This is a genomic window from Oceanisphaera pacifica (genome assembly GCF_017498065.1).
GTDB classification, from domain to species: Bacteria; Pseudomonadota; Gammaproteobacteria; order Enterobacterales; family Aeromonadaceae; genus Oceanimonas; species Oceanimonas pacifica.
Map to the genome: position 1 here is coordinate 19,973 of NZ_JAGDFX010000004.1, position 18,152 is coordinate 38,124.

Annotated in this window: 17 protein-coding genes and 1 other RNA gene; 9 read left to right on the forward strand and 9 right to left on the reverse strand. The window is 46.9% G+C overall.

Features of this window, described 5'->3' with window-relative positions; translation table 11 throughout:
* Nucleotides 1-230 precede the first annotated feature (230 nt).
* The 3 genes from J3U76_RS04120 to J3U76_RS04130 all read left to right on the forward strand — a co-directional run bounded on the left by J3U76_RS04120 (nt 231) and on the right by J3U76_RS04130 (nt 1,274).
* A complete protein-coding gene (locus tag J3U76_RS04120; RefSeq protein WP_208004583.1) occupies nt 231-548 on the forward strand; it encodes an ElaB/YgaM/YqjD family protein in 318 nt (105 codons plus the stop codon).
* An 84-nt stretch (nt 549-632) separates the two neighbouring features.
* Nucleotides 633-1,028: a phage holin family protein gene (locus J3U76_RS04125; RefSeq protein WP_208004584.1), complete on the forward strand. Its 396-nt coding sequence runs from the start codon at nt 633-635 to the stop codon at nt 1,026-1,028.
* Between the two features lie 3 nt (nt 1,029-1,031).
* Nucleotides 1,032-1,274: a hypothetical protein gene (locus J3U76_RS04130; protein ID WP_208004585.1), complete on the forward strand. Its 243-nt coding sequence runs from the start codon at nt 1,032-1,034 to the stop codon at nt 1,272-1,274.
* A 379-nt stretch (nt 1,275-1,653) separates the two neighbouring features.
* Here J3U76_RS04130 and J3U76_RS04135 read toward each other — a convergent pair whose 3' ends face one another.
* The 5 genes from J3U76_RS04135 to J3U76_RS04155 all read right to left on the reverse strand — a co-directional run bounded on the left by J3U76_RS04135 (nt 1,654) and on the right by J3U76_RS04155 (nt 6,976).
* Nucleotides 1,654-2,286, reverse strand: coding sequence for a TIGR04219 family outer membrane beta-barrel protein (locus J3U76_RS04135; RefSeq protein ID WP_208004586.1), 633 nt, complete (start codon nt 2,284-2,286; stop codon nt 1,654-1,656).
* Nucleotides 2,287-3,481: 1,195 nt separating this feature from the next.
* On the reverse strand, nt 3,482-3,868 hold the full coding sequence (gene gcvH / locus J3U76_RS04140; protein WP_208004587.1) for a glycine cleavage system protein GcvH: 387 nt from the start codon (nt 3,866-3,868) through the stop codon (nt 3,482-3,484).
* Nucleotides 3,865-5,094, reverse strand: coding sequence for an FAD-dependent oxidoreductase (locus J3U76_RS04145; protein ID WP_208004588.1), 1,230 nt, complete (start codon nt 5,092-5,094; stop codon nt 3,865-3,867). Before J3U76_RS04145 ends, gcvH begins: the two co-directional genes overlap by 4 nt.
* Nucleotides 5,095-5,099: 5 nt before the next feature.
* Nucleotides 5,100-6,392 carry a 2-octaprenyl-6-methoxyphenyl hydroxylase gene (gene ubiH, locus J3U76_RS04150; protein WP_208004589.1) on the reverse strand — a complete coding sequence of 431 codons (1,293 nt, stop codon included), beginning with the start codon at nt 6,390-6,392 and terminating at the stop codon, nt 5,100-5,102.
* 17 nt (nt 6,393-6,409) lie between these two features.
* Complete coding sequence (locus J3U76_RS04155; protein WP_208004590.1) at nt 6,410-6,976, reverse strand: UPF0149 family protein; 567 nt, start codon at nt 6,974-6,976, stop codon at nt 6,410-6,412.
* Nucleotides 6,977-7,126: 150 nt separating this feature from the next.
* Here J3U76_RS04155 and J3U76_RS04160 point away from each other — a divergent pair, with 150 nt between their 5' ends.
* From J3U76_RS04160 to rpiA, 5 genes are all read left to right on the forward strand, one after another.
* Nucleotides 7,127-7,447, forward strand: coding sequence for a cell division protein ZapA (locus J3U76_RS04160; protein WP_208004591.1), 321 nt, complete (start codon nt 7,127-7,129; stop codon nt 7,445-7,447).
* Between the two features lie 82 nt (nt 7,448-7,529).
* A non-coding RNA gene (ssrS, locus tag J3U76_RS04165) (6S RNA) lies at nt 7,530-7,713 on the forward strand.
* Between the two features lie 85 nt (nt 7,714-7,798).
* Nucleotides 7,799-8,026: a VF530 family protein gene (locus tag J3U76_RS04170; RefSeq protein WP_208004592.1), complete on the forward strand. Its 228-nt coding sequence runs from the start codon at nt 7,799-7,801 to the stop codon at nt 8,024-8,026.
* 651 nt (nt 8,027-8,677) lie between these two features.
* Nucleotides 8,678-9,256, forward strand: coding sequence for a 5-formyltetrahydrofolate cyclo-ligase (locus J3U76_RS04175; protein ID WP_208004593.1), 579 nt, complete (start codon nt 8,678-8,680; stop codon nt 9,254-9,256).
* A gap of 420 nt (nt 9,257-9,676) precedes the next feature.
* The gene (rpiA, locus tag J3U76_RS04180) at nt 9,677-10,330 is read left to right on the forward strand and encodes a ribose-5-phosphate isomerase RpiA (protein ID WP_208004594.1); all 654 of its coding nucleotides are present in this window, start codon (nt 9,677-9,679) and stop codon (nt 10,328-10,330) included.
* A gap of 661 nt (nt 10,331-10,991) precedes the next feature.
* Here rpiA and modC read toward each other — a convergent pair.
* The 3 genes from modC to modA form a co-directional block, all read right to left on the reverse strand.
* Nucleotides 10,992-12,056, reverse strand: coding sequence for a molybdenum ABC transporter ATP-binding protein (gene modC, locus J3U76_RS04185; RefSeq protein WP_208004595.1), 1,065 nt, complete (start codon nt 12,054-12,056; stop codon nt 10,992-10,994).
* Nucleotides 12,053-12,730 (reverse strand): molybdate ABC transporter permease subunit, encoded by a 678-nt coding sequence (modB, locus tag J3U76_RS04190; RefSeq protein ID WP_208004753.1) that lies wholly within the window; start codon nt 12,728-12,730, stop codon nt 12,053-12,055. Before modB ends, modC begins: the two co-directional genes overlap by 4 nt.
* Nucleotides 12,731-12,951: 221 nt before the next feature.
* Nucleotides 12,952-13,713 (reverse strand): molybdate ABC transporter substrate-binding protein, encoded by a 762-nt coding sequence (modA, locus tag J3U76_RS04195; RefSeq protein ID WP_208004596.1) that lies wholly within the window; start codon nt 13,711-13,713, stop codon nt 12,952-12,954.
* Nucleotides 13,714-13,868: 155 nt separating this feature from the next.
* Here modA and J3U76_RS04200 point away from each other — a divergent pair, with 155 nt between their 5' ends.
* Nucleotides 13,869-14,657 (forward strand): TOBE domain-containing protein, encoded by a 789-nt coding sequence (locus J3U76_RS04200; protein WP_208004597.1) that lies wholly within the window; start codon nt 13,869-13,871, stop codon nt 14,655-14,657.
* Between the two features lie 613 nt (nt 14,658-15,270).
* Here J3U76_RS04200 and acnA read toward each other — a convergent pair.
* Complete coding sequence (gene acnA, locus J3U76_RS04205) at nt 15,271-17,997, reverse strand: aconitate hydratase AcnA (RefSeq protein ID WP_279382273.1); 2,727 nt, start codon at nt 17,995-17,997, stop codon at nt 15,271-15,273.
* Nucleotides 17,998-18,152 lie beyond the last annotated feature (155 nt).

The following is an 18,152-nucleotide window of genomic DNA, read 5'->3' on the forward strand; positions in this document are numbered from 1 at the left end:
GTGGGTTTCGTGGATTCCGTGGCAAAGGGGGTCTTAGTGTTGAATGTTTGTCTGTTAATTCAACATTCAAAATTTAACATTCAACATTACTTTAAGCTCTTCAACATTGCTTTAAGCCCTTCCATCCATTATTTTTTAACTGGATAAATACTGAGTTAGTCGATAAAGTAAATACGCTAAACTTACTTTTAAAAGTAACCCCGTTTACTACTTACTTATCAGGAGGCGCTATGAGCCAGAAATATGAAGCAGAACGAGCGGTACTATTGGATGATGTAAAGCAAGTACTAAAAGATGCCGAGGCGCTTTATAAAGCTGCCGTTGACGATGGTACGAAAGAAAGCAAAGCCTTAAAAGAAAAGCTAAAAACACAGCTAAACAAAGCGCAGCAGCAATATGCCGAGCTAGAAGGCTCAGTGGTAGAGCGTACCCGCCAAGCTGCTGCTAACACTAACGATCTTGTCCATCAAAAGCCTTATCAGGCCATCGGTATTGCCGCCGTTGTAGGGCTAGTTGTGGGTGCATTTATTAGCCGCTGCGGCCGCTAACAAATATTGCATTATATTATTATCTGCTGCCGAGTTTGGTTACCTCCACACTCGGCAGCACTTTATGCAAAGGACGGTTAACTAATGAGTAGCCAAATCAATTCGTTGAAAGAGTTGCTGCATACCGTTACCGAGCTAGTATTTGTACGCGCTAAAATGGCTCGCCTAGAGTTTGTCGCCCAAAAAGAGCGTATGGTGCGTTTGGGGATACTGGCATTTATGGCTGTTATGCTGTTTTTAATGTCCTATATTAGCCTGCTATTCGGCTTAAATTCGGTATTATCACCAGCTGCTAAAATTTGGGTGTTTTTTGCGTTATCGGCGGTATTATGTTTATTAATGATATGGGCATTTTGGTCTATAAGCCGTAACTTAGCCGGGCAACGTCAGTTTTTGGCCAATACCCTACATGAGTTACAAGAAGATGTAGCCTATGTGCAAGGTAAAAAAACCATGGCCGATTGGTCGGCAAAGGAGTAGCGGATGCATAAGTCATTACAAGAACAACAACAGCTATTACAACTACAAGCTGAAGCGCTACGACTTAAACTATTAACAAACCAAATACGTCGCAAACAGCAACAATCTGGGTCTGATTTCTTCAGCATCGCCCAGCAGCTCCCTAAAGCCGGAATAGTATGGCGACTTGCCAACACCCCACGCAAATTAAGAAATAAGCTGCTAATAGGCACCGGCCTGCTGGCTTTACTTTATTTCAAACTCTAGTTTAAAGGTGAAGGGGACGAGATGGAAAACAAACACTCAACACTAAGCCCTTTTGCAACGGAATCCACTGAATCCGCGGAAAAATAGAGATAAGATCTGAAAAGGGCTTTTGATTGTAAGAGCTAAAAGATAGCTGGAAGCGATAAGCTAAAAGCTGGAAGTAAAACCGAAAATATTAGCTTTCGGCTTCAGACTTCCAGCTATTGGTGATCTTGCTCTTACTATTAAGATTTTTCGCTCTTATGGTGATCTTTTCGTGAGTTTAGCGGATTTCGTTGCAGGTATCTTTAGTCTTTTGTTTGTCTGTTAATTCAACATTGTCCTGCAGTCCACCTCACCCCTCACGGGTTTATCTCATCCCGTCCTCTTTACCATCTCTTTAAAAATGCGCTTTTACGCCTAAGATCCAACCTTTAGATTTTAGATCGGCGTCTTTGTTGCCGGCTACGTCGTCAAAGGTAAGATCAGAGATTGAATAGCCTACCCGTACTCCTAAATCGAGGATCATGTCTGTTGACCATCCTAAACCTAAGGTGACCTCTTCGCCTTTTACATCTTTCAGGCCCATAAACTTGGCATCAGCAAAAAGTGAGAAGTTAGAAATAGGGAGCATTATTTCTGAGGCGATATAAGCATGGGGAGTGGTTTCGCTGCTGGTTCCCTCAATGGCGGTAATATCAGAGTAATGTGTTGCACCAGCACCAAAATCGAACGCCACTAAGCCGTTATCTAACAGTTCATAATAAGCGGTTGCTGACAGCTGCTCAAAACCTGCGGCATCGCTACCGTGGGTTGAGTATTCAAGCAACGCATTAGGAATAAGCGGAATGAAGTGTTCGAAGGCGGCATAAGCACGGTAGTTATCTTGGTTATCATTTAAAGTTATATTGTTAACTTCAAGATCGGAGTAGAAGTAATCAAGGCCCATTTTGGCACCTAATACGTCTGCATAAACAGGGCTAGAGAGTGTCGCCACGGCGGCGGTACATAAAATAACAGCTGACTTTTTCAACGTGTAATACCTTTATAAAGAGAAAAACGGCCATAAAGCCGATATTGATAAATTAAACGAGAAGGATTTCAGCACAAAAGCCACAACGATGCCAACTCTTTACCCCCAACCCTACCCAATTTGGGCTTGTGATAAAGCAGCGAAACACATAAGAGCAATGTTGAATTAACAGGCAAACACTCAATACTAATACCTTTTGCAACACTTCTTTGTAACAAGAGGCGCTAAATCCGCTAAAAAATAGGGATAAGATCTGAAAAGGACTTTCTTATTGTAAGGGATAAAAGATAGCTTGCAGCAATAAGCTAGAAGCCAAAAGTAAAGTAATTGACCGGCTGAGTGTCGTCCCCCTTACCTCTTCACTAAATACACTTTTATGTGCGTAATAATGTGAGGCGCGGTATCAAACGCTTAGTGCCGCTTCGCGCCAGGCGCTGCTCTTGGGTCATTGCGAGGAGCGCAGCGACGCGGCAATCCATTGAACAGACAGCCATACGCTTTACGCTGAGCGCGTTACGACACCGACAACCCGTGTATTCTTTAACGTAAGGCGTACAGTGTTAGGCATAGCGCTGTCTGTTAAATGGATTGCTTCGTACCTCGCAATGACAGGCTGAGGACTTTGCAGTGGTAGGCCGCGGCCGATAGCGCGTCTTTATACCAATATTTTGCTGCGCAAATTCAGCCGGCTGAAGCGGCTTCTACCAGTAAAAGTAAAGTGGGCAGCAGGGCAATGTTGAAGGGCTTAAGGGCAATGTTAAACTTTGAATGTTGAATTAACAGGCAAACACTCAAGACTAAGACCCCCTTTGCCACGGAATCCACGAAAAGATCAAGATAAGAGCGACATTTTTATAGTAAGAGCAAACACATGCTTGTAGGCCTTGTGTCTGCTCTTATAATCAGAGAATCTTTTAGATGTTATCCCTATTTTTTAGCGGATTTAGTGGGTTTCGTTGCCAAGTGTTTTATCTTGCTCTTTTGACCTTCATTCAACATTCATAATTCAACATTGCCTCTGGTATCTTGGGCGCTATCTTTTAGCCCTTACCAATAAAAATCCCTTTCAGATCTTATCTCTATTTTTCCGTGGGTTTCGTGGATTCCGTGGCAAAGTCTCTTGTCGTGAGCTCTTGAACTTCATTCAACATTCAACACTCAAAATTCAACATTGCTCTTAATAAAGCATTGCTCTTCAGTCTTCTAGGTTGTTTTGGTACTCGGTGGCGGTGAGTAGTGAGTCGAGGCCGAACGCGTTTGATAGCTTGATGCGAAAGAGCCAGCCGTCGCCGTAGGGGTCGGAGTTAATGAGCTCGGGGCTGTCTTCTAGCGCGTTATTAATGGCGATGACTTCGCCGCTAACGGGCGCGTAAATATCAGACGCGGCTTTTACTGACTCCACTTGGGCACATTCTTTTTCTGCTAATACACGGTGGCCTAAGCTAGGTAACTCAACAAAAACGACATCACCTAATAGATCTTGGGCATGCTCGGTAATGCCCACCACTACTTCATCGGTATTTTCAACACGAACCCATTCGTGGGTAGCAGCATATTTTAGTTCGCTTGGCAGATGGCTCATTGACGGTTTCCTTGTGATGTTGACGACACTTTTGATAGCTCGGCTTGTAAGCCTGTGGTGCCTAAGGCGTGAGCGGCAAGTGTGCGCTTAAGGGGCGTAAGGCGGTTGGTGAGGTTAAGCCCAATGCCGCGTACGCTTTTAATAATAGGGTTAGCTTGGCCAAATAGACGCTTTAAGCCTTCCATGGTGGCGAGCATAGTGGCAGCTTCGGCTTTGCGCCAGCGTTCAAAAGATTTTAGCTCGGCTAAGGCGCCAATATCACGACCTTGTTGGTGCAATTTAGTGAGGGTTTCGGCTAAGGCGGCGGCGTCTTGCAGACCTAAGTTAACTCCCTGCCCTGCTAAGGGGTGTATGGTATGTGCCGCGTCGCCAATAAGCGCCCAGCGCGGCCCACAAAACTGTTGGCTAAAGCGCGCTTTAAGCGGGATTGCCATGCGAGGGCTTATCACTTCACATTGCCCTAGCTGCATATCAAAGGCGAGGCTAAGCGCTTTGTTAAAGTCAGCGTCTGACAGTGCCAGCCGAGCAGCGGCGTCGTCTGGCTTACAAGACCAAACAATTGAACACTGATGAGCGTTGGCCAAAGGCAAGAAGGCTAAAATGTCGTTGTCTCTAAAGATTTGCCGCGCGGTTTGCTGGTGTGGCTCTTGGGTGGTAACAGTGGCAACTAATGCGCTGTGATCATAATCCCACTCCACCATGCCTGGCTGTAATTGTTGGCGTAGCCAAGAGCGAGCGCCGTCTGCGCCAACAATTAAGCGCCCGGTAATGGGAGTGCCATTATCTAGTAATACAAAGGCGCCCTGCTCGCTTACCGAGACGGTGTTAGCCCGTGCCGGCAAATGTAGGCTAATGTGCGCTCGCGTTTTGGCTTGCTCAAGTAAGCTCAGCTGCAACACGCGGTTTTCAATAATGTGCCCTAAGTGCGACTGATGCATTAGCGCGGCTGAGAAGTCGATGTGGGCGTTGCTGTCGGCTTCCCACACGGCCATTTTTGTATAGGGCCCTAAACGATCGGTTTGACTAGGCCAGGCATGAAGGTGCTCAAGTAAGGTTTGAGACGCCAAATTGATGGCGCTAACTCTGTTTTCAGGAATAACAGGTAAAGTAGGGTCGGGCGCTTGTCCTTCAATAACAGCGACACTTAAGCCACTGTGCTCTAATGCTAGGGCTAAGGTGAGCCCTACCATGCCGCCGCCTACGATGATCACATCTGTTGCTTGCATTAGACTTACCTCTTGCCCATGGCCTGCCAGGCCAAGGTGTGTTTTAGAGCACCACAGGCTGCCATAATATTCAGCCCCATATTACGGCCCGCTGCCAGCAGGGGATCATTATTTGAAAATAATAATGCCAATGCTGAGGTTATGCCCACCAGATTTGCTTGATCGCCTTGGCGTGCTTGGCCATAACGACTTAGCATCTGATATCCGCCTATATTGGCTAACGCCTGCTCGCTACAAGCCGAGTCATTTAGGCTTGGCTTATTTGAACTGCCAGGCGCCGGCGCATTAGTGCGAGCAAATGACAATGTTTGTCGCGTTTGTTCAATTAAGGCGGCCACATCACGCAACCCTAAGTTAAAGCCTTGCCCGGCGATGGGGTGCAATAAGTGCGCGGCATTGCCCACTAACACCACTCTGTGGTGCCAGGGCTTGGGCACTTCATCTAGCACTAACGGGTAACAATGTCGGGTGCCGGTGCGAATAAAACGCCCAAGTCGGTAGCCAAATGCCTGTTGCAGCTCGCTTAAAAAGTCGTCTTCGTTCAGCGCCATTAATTGCTCAGCCCGAGCATTGCTCACACACCACACTAAAGAGCTACGCCCCTGACTCATGGGTAAAAGTGCCACTGGGCCTTGTGCTGTAAAGCGTTCAAACGCGCGGTGTTGATGATGTTGTGCGGTTTGTACGTTGGCAATAATAGCGCTTTGCTGATAATCAAATTGGCGACGCGGCAAATTAAGTTGGCGGCTAATAGCGGAGTGATTTCCGTCTGCCCCAACTAATAACCCTGTGGTGAACTGCCGATGGCCGGCAGCACCCTGCTTTTCGCTACTGTCACTTAAGGTGATAGTGACTGCGTCTTGTGCTTGCTGCCAGCTTTGTATGTGTGTCGGGCAAAATAGGTCAATGGCAGGAGTTTGCAACAATTGCTGGTATAACACTTGCCCTATGGGGTTAAGCTCAATCACATAGCCCAGTGCGGGCAAGTTGTAGTCTGTGGCCTGTAAATTAACTTGACCAAAATGACCCCGATCAGACACCTGAATGTCGGTAATGGGGGTGGCAAGCTCAGCAAACAATGGCCAGAGCCCGAGTTGTTGCAATAAATACTGGCTGTGCCCGGCAATGGCAATGCTGCGCGCATCAAAACCTGGGTGCAGGTTGTGCTCGGGGCGTGACTTTTCTATTAGCGCAATGCGCAGCGCCAAGCCATTGGAATGCTTCAGCTGGCTTAAGCCAAGCGCCAGCACGGCGCCTGCCATGCCACCTCCGTTAATTACCACATCATAATGGGTCATAAGACTAGCCGTCGCTATTAATGCAAAGTGGGTCTTGGTGGTTGAGTTTGGCCTTTGCCAAATTCTTCAAACGCTAAGGTTGCGCCCAACTTTAGGTGCTCATATAACACCACAAAGGCGGTTTCACTTTCTTCATCTTCTTGATCAAAATCGGCTGATACTTGGGTGATGCTGCTAATATCTTGAATAATTTCTTGTAGCTCTTCAGAGGCTTTATAGAGATCTTGCTGCACCACACCAAACCCGGCAAGAAAAGCCGCAGACCATTCCATCATGGCTTCTAGGCGGTCATCGAGGGGATCATCGTCGTGGGGCATTAATAATTCAAATTGCGTTTGGCTTAGCAGCTCTTCATATACCCGAGAAAACAGCAGGTTAACGGCTTTCTTCACTTCGCTTGGTAACTCAAAGTCGTCGTTTAATAAGGCATTAAAGTGTTGCTGCCAGCGGGCGTCATTTTGCGCCATGCCACCACAAATAAGCCCACAGATAACCCCGTGGACTTCGGCTGTAGTAACCACCATGTTGTGATGCTCGAGTAAATCGGTAAATGCATCATAATTTGGACGGGCCTTGTCGTTCATCTGCTACTCTATTGGTTAATTGGGGTGAATATAGGGCAGATCCTAGCATTGTGCCTCCTCTCAGGCCAGTCGCCCCTTGAAACTTATGGTGTTGCGCTATATAGTCGCCAGAATTTATATCGCCACTGCAATCAGCATCTGAGGATCACCATGACCACAGCCTCAATAGACATTGTTATTCTCGGTCGACCTTACAAGATTGCTTGCCCTGTGGGGCAAGAAACAGCATTGCAGCGAGCGGCAGATACGCTTAATGAGCGTATTCGCAACTTTAAGCAAAGTGGTAAGTCGGGCTCGAATGAGCAAATAGCCATTATGTTGGCACTTAATGCGTGCCATGACCTTGAGCTTGAAAAAGATAAGAATCATCAATATGCTGAGGCGATGGATACGCGCATTAAGTTGCTGCAAGAAACCATTGAAGATGCGCTTGCTACCAAGCTAGGTGATGAGCAAAATAGCGATAATTAGGTGTTGATGTCACTTAACGATTAAGTACAATTAGCCCATCGCTACAGTAAAATAGCAAATAGATAAGTATAAACCAGTTTAGCTTTCCCTGGGGTGTTCGTCAGTAGGGTGACGTCCCTGAGCCGATAATTAAACCAACAGGAAAGCCGTGTTGTTTACTATTGAGCATGCTCGGCCTGACCGAGAAGCCTGCGGTAGATACCGGGTTTCCGCCTTGAACCGTACGGTTCGAGGACTCATACCCACAACGGCACCTTGGGGATCCCTTCTTTACTCCTCACAGACTCCATTTGTCTGTATAAATCCTGTTACAATTTACAATTAGTGTGTGTTAATTGAATAGGTCATGATATGAACGAGCAACCTAATAATCCTTTGCATGGTATTACTCTTAAAGCCCTTCTCACCGAATTGGTGGACAGTCTTGGCTGGGAAGAGCTGGCGCGACGAGTGAATATTAATTGTTTTAAGAGCAACCCAAGTATTAAGTCGAGCTTAACCTTTTTACGCCGCACCCCCTGGGCCCGCGCCGAAGTAGAAGCCGTGTATTTAGAGCTTAAGAGCAATGTTGAATTTTGAATGTTGAATGTTGAATGTTGAATGAAGGTCAAGAGACTAAGACACCTTGCAACGAAACCCGCGAAAACCGCTAAAAAATAGAGATAAGATCTGAAAGAGCTTTTGATTGTAAGAGCAGACACAAAGCTTATAAGACAGTGTGTTTAGCATTTACTATGATAATTTTCGCTCTTATGGTGATCTTTTCGTGGGTTTAGCGGGTTTCGTTGCAAAAGGGCTTAGTGTTGAGTGTTTAAAGTCAAAAGATTAAGACTCTTTGCAACGGAATCCACTGAAAACACGGAAAAATAGGGATCAGATCTGAAAAAGACTGTTCATGGTAAGAGCAGACACAAAGCTTATAAAACAGTGTGTTTAGCATTTACTATGATAATTTTCGCTCTTATGGTGATCTTTTCGTGGGGTTAGCGGATTTCGTTGCAAAAGGGCCTAGTCTTGAGTGTTTGTCAGTTAATTCAACATACAAAATCTAGCATTCAACATTGCCCTTATGGGTTTTGCTCTTACCATTAAGATTTTTCGCTCTTATGTTGATCTTTTCGTGGGTTTCGTGGATTCCGTGGCAAAAAGGTTTAGTGTTGAGTGTTTGTCAATTAATTCAACATTCAAAATTTAACATTCAACATTGCCCTTAAAGTGGAGGTTTGGTTAATGATGGTTAGGCAGACTATTCGCCGGCAGGTGAGAGAGGCTCGTCGTCAATTGAGCCATGCTCAGCAAGCCTCGGCGGCATTGCGCGTGGTGCAACATGTTGCTCAAGACGCTTACCTCGCTGATGCCAACAAAGTGGCTTTGTATTTAGCCAATGATGGCGAGCTAGACCCACAACCGCTAATTGATTGGTATTGGGCTAGAAATACACAAGTTTACTTGCCGGTGTTACACCCTTTTAGTACTGGGCACTTGCTTTTTTTGCGCTATACCCCAAACACGACCATGACGCACAACCGCTTTGGTATTCGCGAGCCTAAGCTTGATATTCGCCTACTTATCCCTAAAAACGAACTTGATGTAATTTATACGCCCTTAGTGGCGTTTGATGCTAGGGGTAATCGCATGGGCATGGGTGGCGGCTTTTATGACCGCACTCTTAGTGCTTGGCAACAAGGCACAGGCCCTAGACCTGTCGGCTTGGCGCATAACTGCCAGCAGCTAGCAGCCATTGCTATCGATCACTGGGGTATCCCCCTACCCGAACTGATTACCCCAGATCAACACTGGCGGTTTTAAAAGCAATGCTATTAAAAGCAATGTTGAATTTTGAGTGTTGAATGTTGAGTGAAGTTCAAAAGATCAAGACTCTTTGCCACGGAATCCACTGAATCCACGGAAAAATAGGGATAAGATCTGAAAAGAGCTTTTGATTGTAAGAGCTAAAAGATAGCTGGAAGCGATAAGCTAAAAGCTGGAAGTAAAACCGAAAATATTAGCTTTCGGCTTCAGACTTCCAGCTATCGGTGATCTTGCTCTTACTATTAAGATTTTTCGCTCTTATGGTGATCTTTTCGTGGGTTTAGCGGATTTCGTTGCAAAAAAGCTTAGTATTGAGTGTTTGCTTTAGCTTGGTGGTTTGATAAAGACAAGTTGCTATAATGCCTGCATTAGCAATGGCGAGTGTCGCCACATACCACCTTAAAGCAGAGAGCAATAATGACACAAGATGAAATGAAAAAAGCGGCCGGTTGGGCGGCGTTAGAGTATGTAACCGCCGGCAGTATTGTGGGTGTGGGGACAGGCTCAACAGTGAATCACTTTATTGATGCGCTTGCTAGCGTTAAAGACCAGATTAAAGGCGCCGTTTCTAGCTCTGAAGCCTCTAGCATCCGCCTGCAAGAACTCGGCATTAAGTTATTTGATTTAAATGAAATCAGTGAGTTTGCGGTTTATGTAGACGGTGCCGATGAAATTGACCCTAGCATGGCCATGATAAAAGGCGGAGGGGCGGCCTTAACTCGCGAAAAAATAGTGGCCGCAGTAGCAGAGCGTTTTGTGTGTATTGTCGATGGCACTAAAACAGTGGATGTGATGGGTCAGTTTCCACTACCGGTAGAAGTGATCCCCATGGCCCGCGAATATGTGGCACGAGAGCTGACCAAGCTTGGGGGCCAGCCGGTGTATCGCGAAGGCGTGGTGACTGATAACGGCAACCATATTTTAGATGTGCACGGTTTATCGATTACCGAGCCTGTTGCCCTTGAAGCTCGCATTAATGCCATTGTGGGCGTGGTAACCAATGGATTATTTGCCGAGCGCGGCGCCGATGTACTGTTAGTCGGCACCCCCGAGGGTGTGGTTAAGAAGTAGCGCTATTAAAGGCAATGTTGAATTGTGAATGTTGAGTGAAGGTCAAAAGATCAAGATTAAAGACTTTTTGCCACGGAATACACGGAAGAACACGGAAAAATAGGGATAAGATCTGAAAAATAGCTGGAAGCGATAAGCTGGAAGCGATAAGCTGGAAGCGATAAGCTGGAAGCGATAAGCTGGAAGCGATAAGCTGGAAGCCTGGAGTAAAAGTACCGCAGTGTTTTGGCTTAGCTATCGGTGATCTTGCTCTTACTATAAAAATTTCGCTCTTATGGTGATCTTTTCGTGGGTTTAGCGGGTTTCGTGGCAAAAGGGCTGAGTGTTGAGTGTTTGTCAGTTAATTCAACATTCAAAATTTAACATCCAACATTGCCCTTACGGCCTTTGCTCTTACTATTAAGATTTTTCGCTCTTATGTTGATCTTTTCGTGGGTTTAGCGGGTTTCGTTGCAAAAGGGCTGAGTATTGAGTGTTTGTCAGTTAATCCAACATTCAAAATTTAGCATTCAACATTGCCCTTACGGCCTTTGCTCTTACCATTAATAATTCTCGTTCTTATGTAAGCTTAATTTTTCCGTGGGTTTCGTGGATTCCGTGGCAAAGGGCTTAGTATTGAGTGTTTGTCAGTTAATTCAACATCCAACATTGCCCTTACGGGTTAGCTTAATAAAGCGGCGGCTTTGATCAGGGCGTAGCAGTGGCTGCCTTCGGTTAGGTTTAATTGGCTGACTGAGTAGGCGGACAGTTGCGCCGGTATTTGTTGGCCACCGGCAAGCGTTAAACGTAATAATACGCTGCCTGTTGCTGCTGGCGTGATGCTTAATACCTTGGCAGGTAATTGATTGACTATCGAAATATTGGCAACCGGCGCCAGCGCTATGCTTACATCGCTGGCTAAAATGCGCACTCGGGCTGGGCCTGCGCCTGCTGGATTATTGCCTGCTAACCATAAGCGCCCTGCTTCGCTGTCAAACGGGAGGCGACCATCGGCTAATGACTCAGTAATGCGCCCTTCTATAATGCCGGCGACTTGCTCATAACGATATAAAGGGGTATTGGGTCTGGCCAGTGCTTGCTGCAAGCTGTCGTTATGAATAATGCGCCCTTTATCCATTAACAGCACCCTATTCGCTAAGCGCTCTACCTCTATGGGAGCGTGGGTCACATAAAAAATGGGCACCTTGGCCTGCTCCGATAAATGCTCTAGCAGCGGCATAATCTCTTGTTTGGCACCATTGTCGAGCGCCGACAAGGGTTCATCTAGCAATAATAATTCGGGGCTGGTTAATAACGCTCGCCCTATTGCCACTCGCTGGCGTTGGCCACCCGAGAGTTGCTCGCCCCCTTGTTGCAATAACGGCGTTAGACCTAACCAATCAATAAGCTGGTCTTTGTCCTCTCGTCGCTGCGCTTGTGGCAGGCGGCGCCAGCCATATTCGAGATTTTTTTGCACCGACAAATGCGGGAATAAACTGGCTTCTTGAAACACATAGCCTAAGCGCCGTTTATAAGTGGGCACAAACAAGGTCTCGTCTTGCCAGCATTGTTGGCCTAACCAAAAACGCCCCTTACACTGCTCTAAACCGGCAATGGCTCGCAGTAAGGTGGTTTTACCACACCCCGAGGGGCCAAACAGAGCGGTAACGCCGGTGGCAGGTAGGGTAAAGTCGACATCTAACTGAAAGTTTTTTCGCTGTACCTGAAAAGCGGCTTGAATGGTCATACTCGCACCACCGAAAAACGTCGATTTAAGGCATATACGGCCAATAAAATACTAAATGATAGCACCAGCAATATTCCTGACAGTAAATGTGCCTGACCGTATTGTAGGGTTTCTACGTGATCGTAAATGGCAATAGACACTACTTGGGTTACGCCTGGAATATTACCGCCAATCATTAGTACCACGCCAAACTCACCCAAAGTATGAGCAAAGCCCAGCACCACAGCGGTTAAAAAACCATTGCGCGCCAATGGCAGCACCACAGTAAAAAAGCGGTCGAGGGGAGAAGCCCGTAAGGTAGCCGCCACTTCAAGCGGCCTGCTGCCTAAGTTGGCAAAGGCCCCTTGCAGCGGCTGCACCACAAAGGGCAGAGAATAAAAGGCAGAGCCAATTACTAAGCCGGTAAAACTAAAGGCCAGTGTGCCGCCGCCCAAGGCGTGAGATATTTTGCCAAAAATACCGTTTGGCCCTAGCGCCAGCAGCATATAAAAACCCAGCACCACAGGGGGTAGCACTAATGGCAGCGCCACCATGGCCTCAACCACGGTTTTAAAGCGGTTTTGAGTTTGGCTTAGCCACCAAGCCAGCGGCATACCGATGATCAATAACACCACCACGGTAATACCCGCTAGGCGCAGTGTAACTAAAAGCGCGGTAATATCATCCGCAGACAAGGACATATTGGTTCCTTTTGGGGCTTACGGCTGATAGCTGTCAGCTATCAGCCGTAAGCTGTCAGTTAAAGAAAAAGCCTTTCTGCTTCGCAGAATCCACAGCTAAAGCGTGGAACTACAGAAAACCCAGATCTTGGGTCATTGCGAGGCAGCTCAATTTTTACCTGACCGCTGAAAGCTGATAGCTGATAGCTGATAGCTGACGGCTGACGGCTGACGGATTAAAGCTGCTCTTGAGTCGTCACACTATAACCGTAAGATTCGATAACTTTAACTGCTTCTGGTGAACGGATATAGTCTAATAAATCTCGTGAGGCTTGATTGTCTTTTAACAATACCGCTTGCTGCACAATGGGGTCGTACATGTCGCTTGGTACTTCCCAGTGTGAGCCGCTTTTATACTCGCCATTTTTAAATACTTGAGACTTGGCAACAAAACCCAGCTCGGCGTTTTCGCTGTATACATACTGATAAGCTTGACCAATATTTTCGCCACGCACCATTTTTGGTTGCAAGGCATCCCAAAATTCCAGCTCAGTTAAGGTTTGCTGAGCAGCGCGACCATAAGGAGCGGTTTTAGGGTTAGCAATAGAGATGTGATTAAAGGCTTGGTCTTTTAGCACATTAAGATCGCCATCTACCGTCTTATCTTGTGGGCTCCATAACACCAGTGTGCCAAGGGCATAGGTAAAACGGGTGTCGGCAATGGCGACCTCTTCTTCATCTAACAAAATAGGGCGGGCATCGTCGGCGGCTAAAAAGATGTCGTAAGGGGCGCCGTTTTTAATTTGCGCATATAATTTGCCCGTTGCACCAGATGATACCAGCACATTATGGCCAGTTTGCTCACCAAACGACTCACCCAATTGCTTCATCACATCAATAAAGTTGGCCGCTACCGCTACCTGAATGTCGTCTGCAAACGTCGGCGCTGTGCACCCCAAGGCCGCGACCAATACCGATACTTTAAATGTTTTATTCATGGTGGTGATATCCTTTGGCTATATAATTAAATGCATAACGCTAGCACTCTATCGCTATATAGATAAAAATACAACGCTAGGCTTACGTAAATTATTATTTGAAGTGCCCTGCCCGCTTGGGGACAATGAGTGGCGCCAACCTCAAGGACTTTTTTATGGATCTGCAATTACTGCTTAGTTTGCACAGCCAAGATACGCTGTTTGTTAACCCTCGCCGCATTCGCTTACTCGAACAAATTCGTGAGCAAGGCTCGATTAGCCGCGGCGCTAAAGCAGCGGGCATTAGCTATAAATCGGCATGGGATGCCATTAAAGAGATAAATGCGCTTGCAGATAGCCCAGTGGTGGTCAGCGAAACCGGCGGCAAAGGCGGCGGCGGGGCTTTGCTCACGCCTTATGGTGAGCGCTTATTAAAAATTTATGGCTTACTTAATCAAATTGAGCGCATGGCGGTGGACGCCCTGCAAGATGAGTCCACCTCGCTCGATAGCCTGTTGTCTGTGGTGGCACGCTTTTCATTACAAACCAGCGCCCGCAATCAGTTTTTTGCCCGTGTGGTGTCACTAGACCCTAATGATATTAGCCGTAAGGTGTGTTTAACACTGCAAGGCGGCGTTAAGCTTTATGCAGATATCACTCAGCGCAGTTGTCAACGTTTGGGGCTAAGCCTAGATAAAGAAGTATTGGCGCTGATTAAAGCCCCTTGGGTGAGCTTGAGCCGCCATAGCGAGCCTGTTAACCCTGGCGATAATGTGTTGTCTGGTGTGGTGGGTGAGGTGATCCCGGGGGATGAATTTGATGAGGTGATATTAACTCTGGATTGCGGTGACAGCTTATGTGCTTTGTTGGCTAAAGAAACCGGCGCATTACAAAACTGGCAACTGGGCGAGCGTGCCTACGCACACTTTGCCCCGTCACAAGTGATATTAGCGACATTGTCTTAAGGGTTTGAAGGGCAGCTTTGAATAGCAATTTTGGATGTTGAGTTAAGGTCAAAAGATTAAGATAAGCCCTTTTGCAACGAAATCCGCTACTCTCTATTTAAGATAAGCACGAAAAGATCACCATAAGAGCGAAAATTATCATAGTAAATGCTAAACACACTGTCTTATAAGTTTTGTGTCTGCTCTTACCATGAACAGTCTTTTTCAGATCTGATCCCTATTTTTCCGTGGATTCAGTGGATTCCGTGGCAAGGAGTCTTAATCTTTTGATCTTAAACACTCAACACTAAGCCCTTTTGCCACGGAAGAACACGGAAAAATTAAGCTAACATAAGAGCCAAAAATCTTAATAGTAAGAGCAAGATCACCGATAGCTGGAAGTCTGAAGCCGAAAGCTAATATTTTCGGTTTTACTTCCAGCTTCTAGCTTATCGCTTCCAGCTATTTTTCAGATCTTATCTCTATTTTCCGTGGATTCAGCGGATTCCGTTGCAAAAAGTCTTATTTTCATCTGTTGTTTTTTGAATTAACAGACAAACAAAAACCCCCGAGCTGTTGGGCTCGGGGGTTTCTTTAGCTGGGCGCCGAGCGCCGGGCACTCGGCGCTGCTCTATTAATCCAGCATTTGGCGGATGACGTAGTTTAAAATACCGCCGTGTTGGTAGTAAGTGAGCTCGTTACTGGTGTCGATGCGACAGCGTACTTTGGCCTCTTGTTGAGTGCCGTCACTTGACTCAATCACCACTAGCAGCTCTTTGCCAGGAGTGAGTTCGTTCAGCCCTTTTACGCTGATAAGCTCGTCACCGTTTAGCCCTAAACTGCTGGCATTGTCGTTAATAAACTCTAACGGTACCACGCCCATGCCAATCAGGTTAGAACGGTGAATTCGCTCATAAGATTCAGCAATTACAGCTCTTACTCCTAGCAATAAAGTCCCTTTGGCTGCCCAATCTCGACTCGATCCGGTGCCGTATTCTTTACCCGCCACCACCACTAATGGCACTTCTTCTTGCTGATAACGCATGGCCGCATCGTAAATAGAGAGCTGTTCGCCACTGGGGAAGTGACGGGTTTCGCCCCCTTCTACGTTGTCGAGCATTAAGTTACGAATGCGAATATTGGCGAAGGTGCCGCGCATCATCACTTGGTGGTTACCGCGGCGCGAGCCATAGGAGTTAAAGTCTTTACGCTCTACCCCTAACGACTGCAAGTAACGCCCTGCGGGGCTATTAGCATTAATGCTACCCGCCGGTGAAATATGATCCGTGGTTACTGAGTCGCCCAATATGGCTAATAAGCGAGCTTGGTTAATGTCTTCAACTGGCGCGGGCTGTTTTTCCATGGTTTGGAAAAATGGCGGATGCTGAATATAGCTAGAATCAGACTGCCAGTTAAAGGTGCTGGTATTTTCAACATCAATGCCTTGCCAGTGCTCGTCACCATCAAAAACTGCAGCATATTCCTTTTGGAACATCTCGCTATTAACTAATGCCACGGCCTCGGCAATGTCTTTTTGTGATGGCCAAATATCTTTGAGATATACAGGCTTGCCATCTTTATCTTGGCCAAGGGCATCGTTAGTCAGGTCGATGTTCATGCTGCCGGCTAGGGCATAAGCAACCACTAACGGAGGCGAGGATAACCAGTTAGATTTAACTAATGGATGAATACGCCCCTCAAAGTTTCGGTTACCCGATAATACCGCGGCCACCGTCATATCTTGCTGTTTAATGGCCTCTTCTATGGGCTCAGGCAGCGGGCCTGAGTTACCAATACAGGTGGTGCAGCCATACCCGACTAGATGAAAACCTAGCTGCTCTAAATAGGGCATTAAGCCGGCTTTAATCAAGTAGTCTGTGACCACCTTAGAGCCCGGAGCCAAGGAGCTTTTAACCCAAGGCGCACGGGTTAAGCCTTTTTCTGCCGCCGCTTTGGCCAGCAAGCCTGCCGCCATTAATACGCTGGGGTTAGAGGTGTTGGTACAAGAGGTAATAGCGGCAATCACCACAGCGCCGTCTTGCAGATGATGAGTTTGACCATCTAATGAAAACTCGGTGCCATGTAGCGATTGCTTAGCCGCCACAGCTGTTTGGCCACCTTCGTTTTCAAGGTTTTGCTCTTGCTTGCATTCTGTTTTGGGCTGAATTTTTTGCGAGTGATTCAAACTAAAGGCTTGAGGCACATTAGAGAGCTCAACTCTGTCTTGTGGCCGTTTAGGCCCAGCCAAGCAGGCCACCACTTCGCTCATATCTAAGCTAAGGGTGTCAGTAAATTGTGGCTCGTCGCCGGCATGTCGCCATAGCCCTTGGGCTTTGCTGTACGCTTCGACTAACTCTACTTGCTCGGCACTGCGCCCAGTAAGCGTCATATAATGTAGCGTTTCTTCATCAACCGGGAAGAAACCACAAGTGGCGCCATATTCGGGTGCCATATTGGCAATGGTGGCACGGTCGGCAAGGGGTAAGGTTGCTAAACCATCACCATAAAACTCAACAAACTGCCCTACCACACCCTTTTCGCGCAGCATTTGTACCACTGTAAGTACTAGGTCGGTGGCGGTGATCCCTTCACGCAATTGGCCGGTCAGTTTAAAGCCCACTACTTTGGGGATCAGCATTGAAATAGGCTGCCCTAACATGGCCGCTTCAGCTTCTATGCCCCCCACACCCCAGCCCAAAATGCCCAAGGCGTTAATCATGGTGGTGTGAGAGTCGGTACCCACCAAGGTGTCGGGGGAAATAATGGTTTGGTTATCTTTATCTTGCTGCCACACCGTTTGCCCTAAATACTCAAGGTTAACTTGGTGACAAATACCGGTACCCGGTGGCACCACTCTAAAGTTATTAAAGGTTTGCTGGCCCCAACGCAAAAAGGCGTAGCGCTCACCATTGCGCGCCATTTCCATATCAACGTTAGTAGCAAAGGCGTCTTCATTGGCAAAGGCGTCCACCATAACAGAGTGGTCTATCACCAAGTCTACCGCAGAAAGCGGGTTGACTTGCTCGGCCTTGCCGCCCAAACGTTGTACGGCGTCGCGCATGGCGGCTAAATCGACCACAGCAGGTACGCCGGTAAAGTCTTGCATCAGTACGCGCATCGGGCTAAAAGCAATTTCGCGACTCGACTCCCCCTGCTTTAGCCAAGCGGCCATGGCATCTAAGTCAGCTTGCGTGACAGTGTCGCCATTGAGGTTGCGCAGTAGGTTTTCGCTAAGCACTTTTAATGATTTAGGTAAGCGAGCAAGCTCATTACCTTGAGGCAGCTTTTGTAAGCTGTAATAAAGATAAGACTTCTGACCCAGCGTCAGCGTCTCAGTATAAGATGTATTTGTTGTAGACATCATTTCCCCCTTAACGATGGAAACGGCTGGTTAAGATCACCAGCACTGCTATTACCTATTTAGTCATACTCGAAGCAACAAAGAAAGCCCAATCCCTAATACCATGATAATTAACAAACATTACTCACAATATTAACGCAAAAATCAACAAGGGT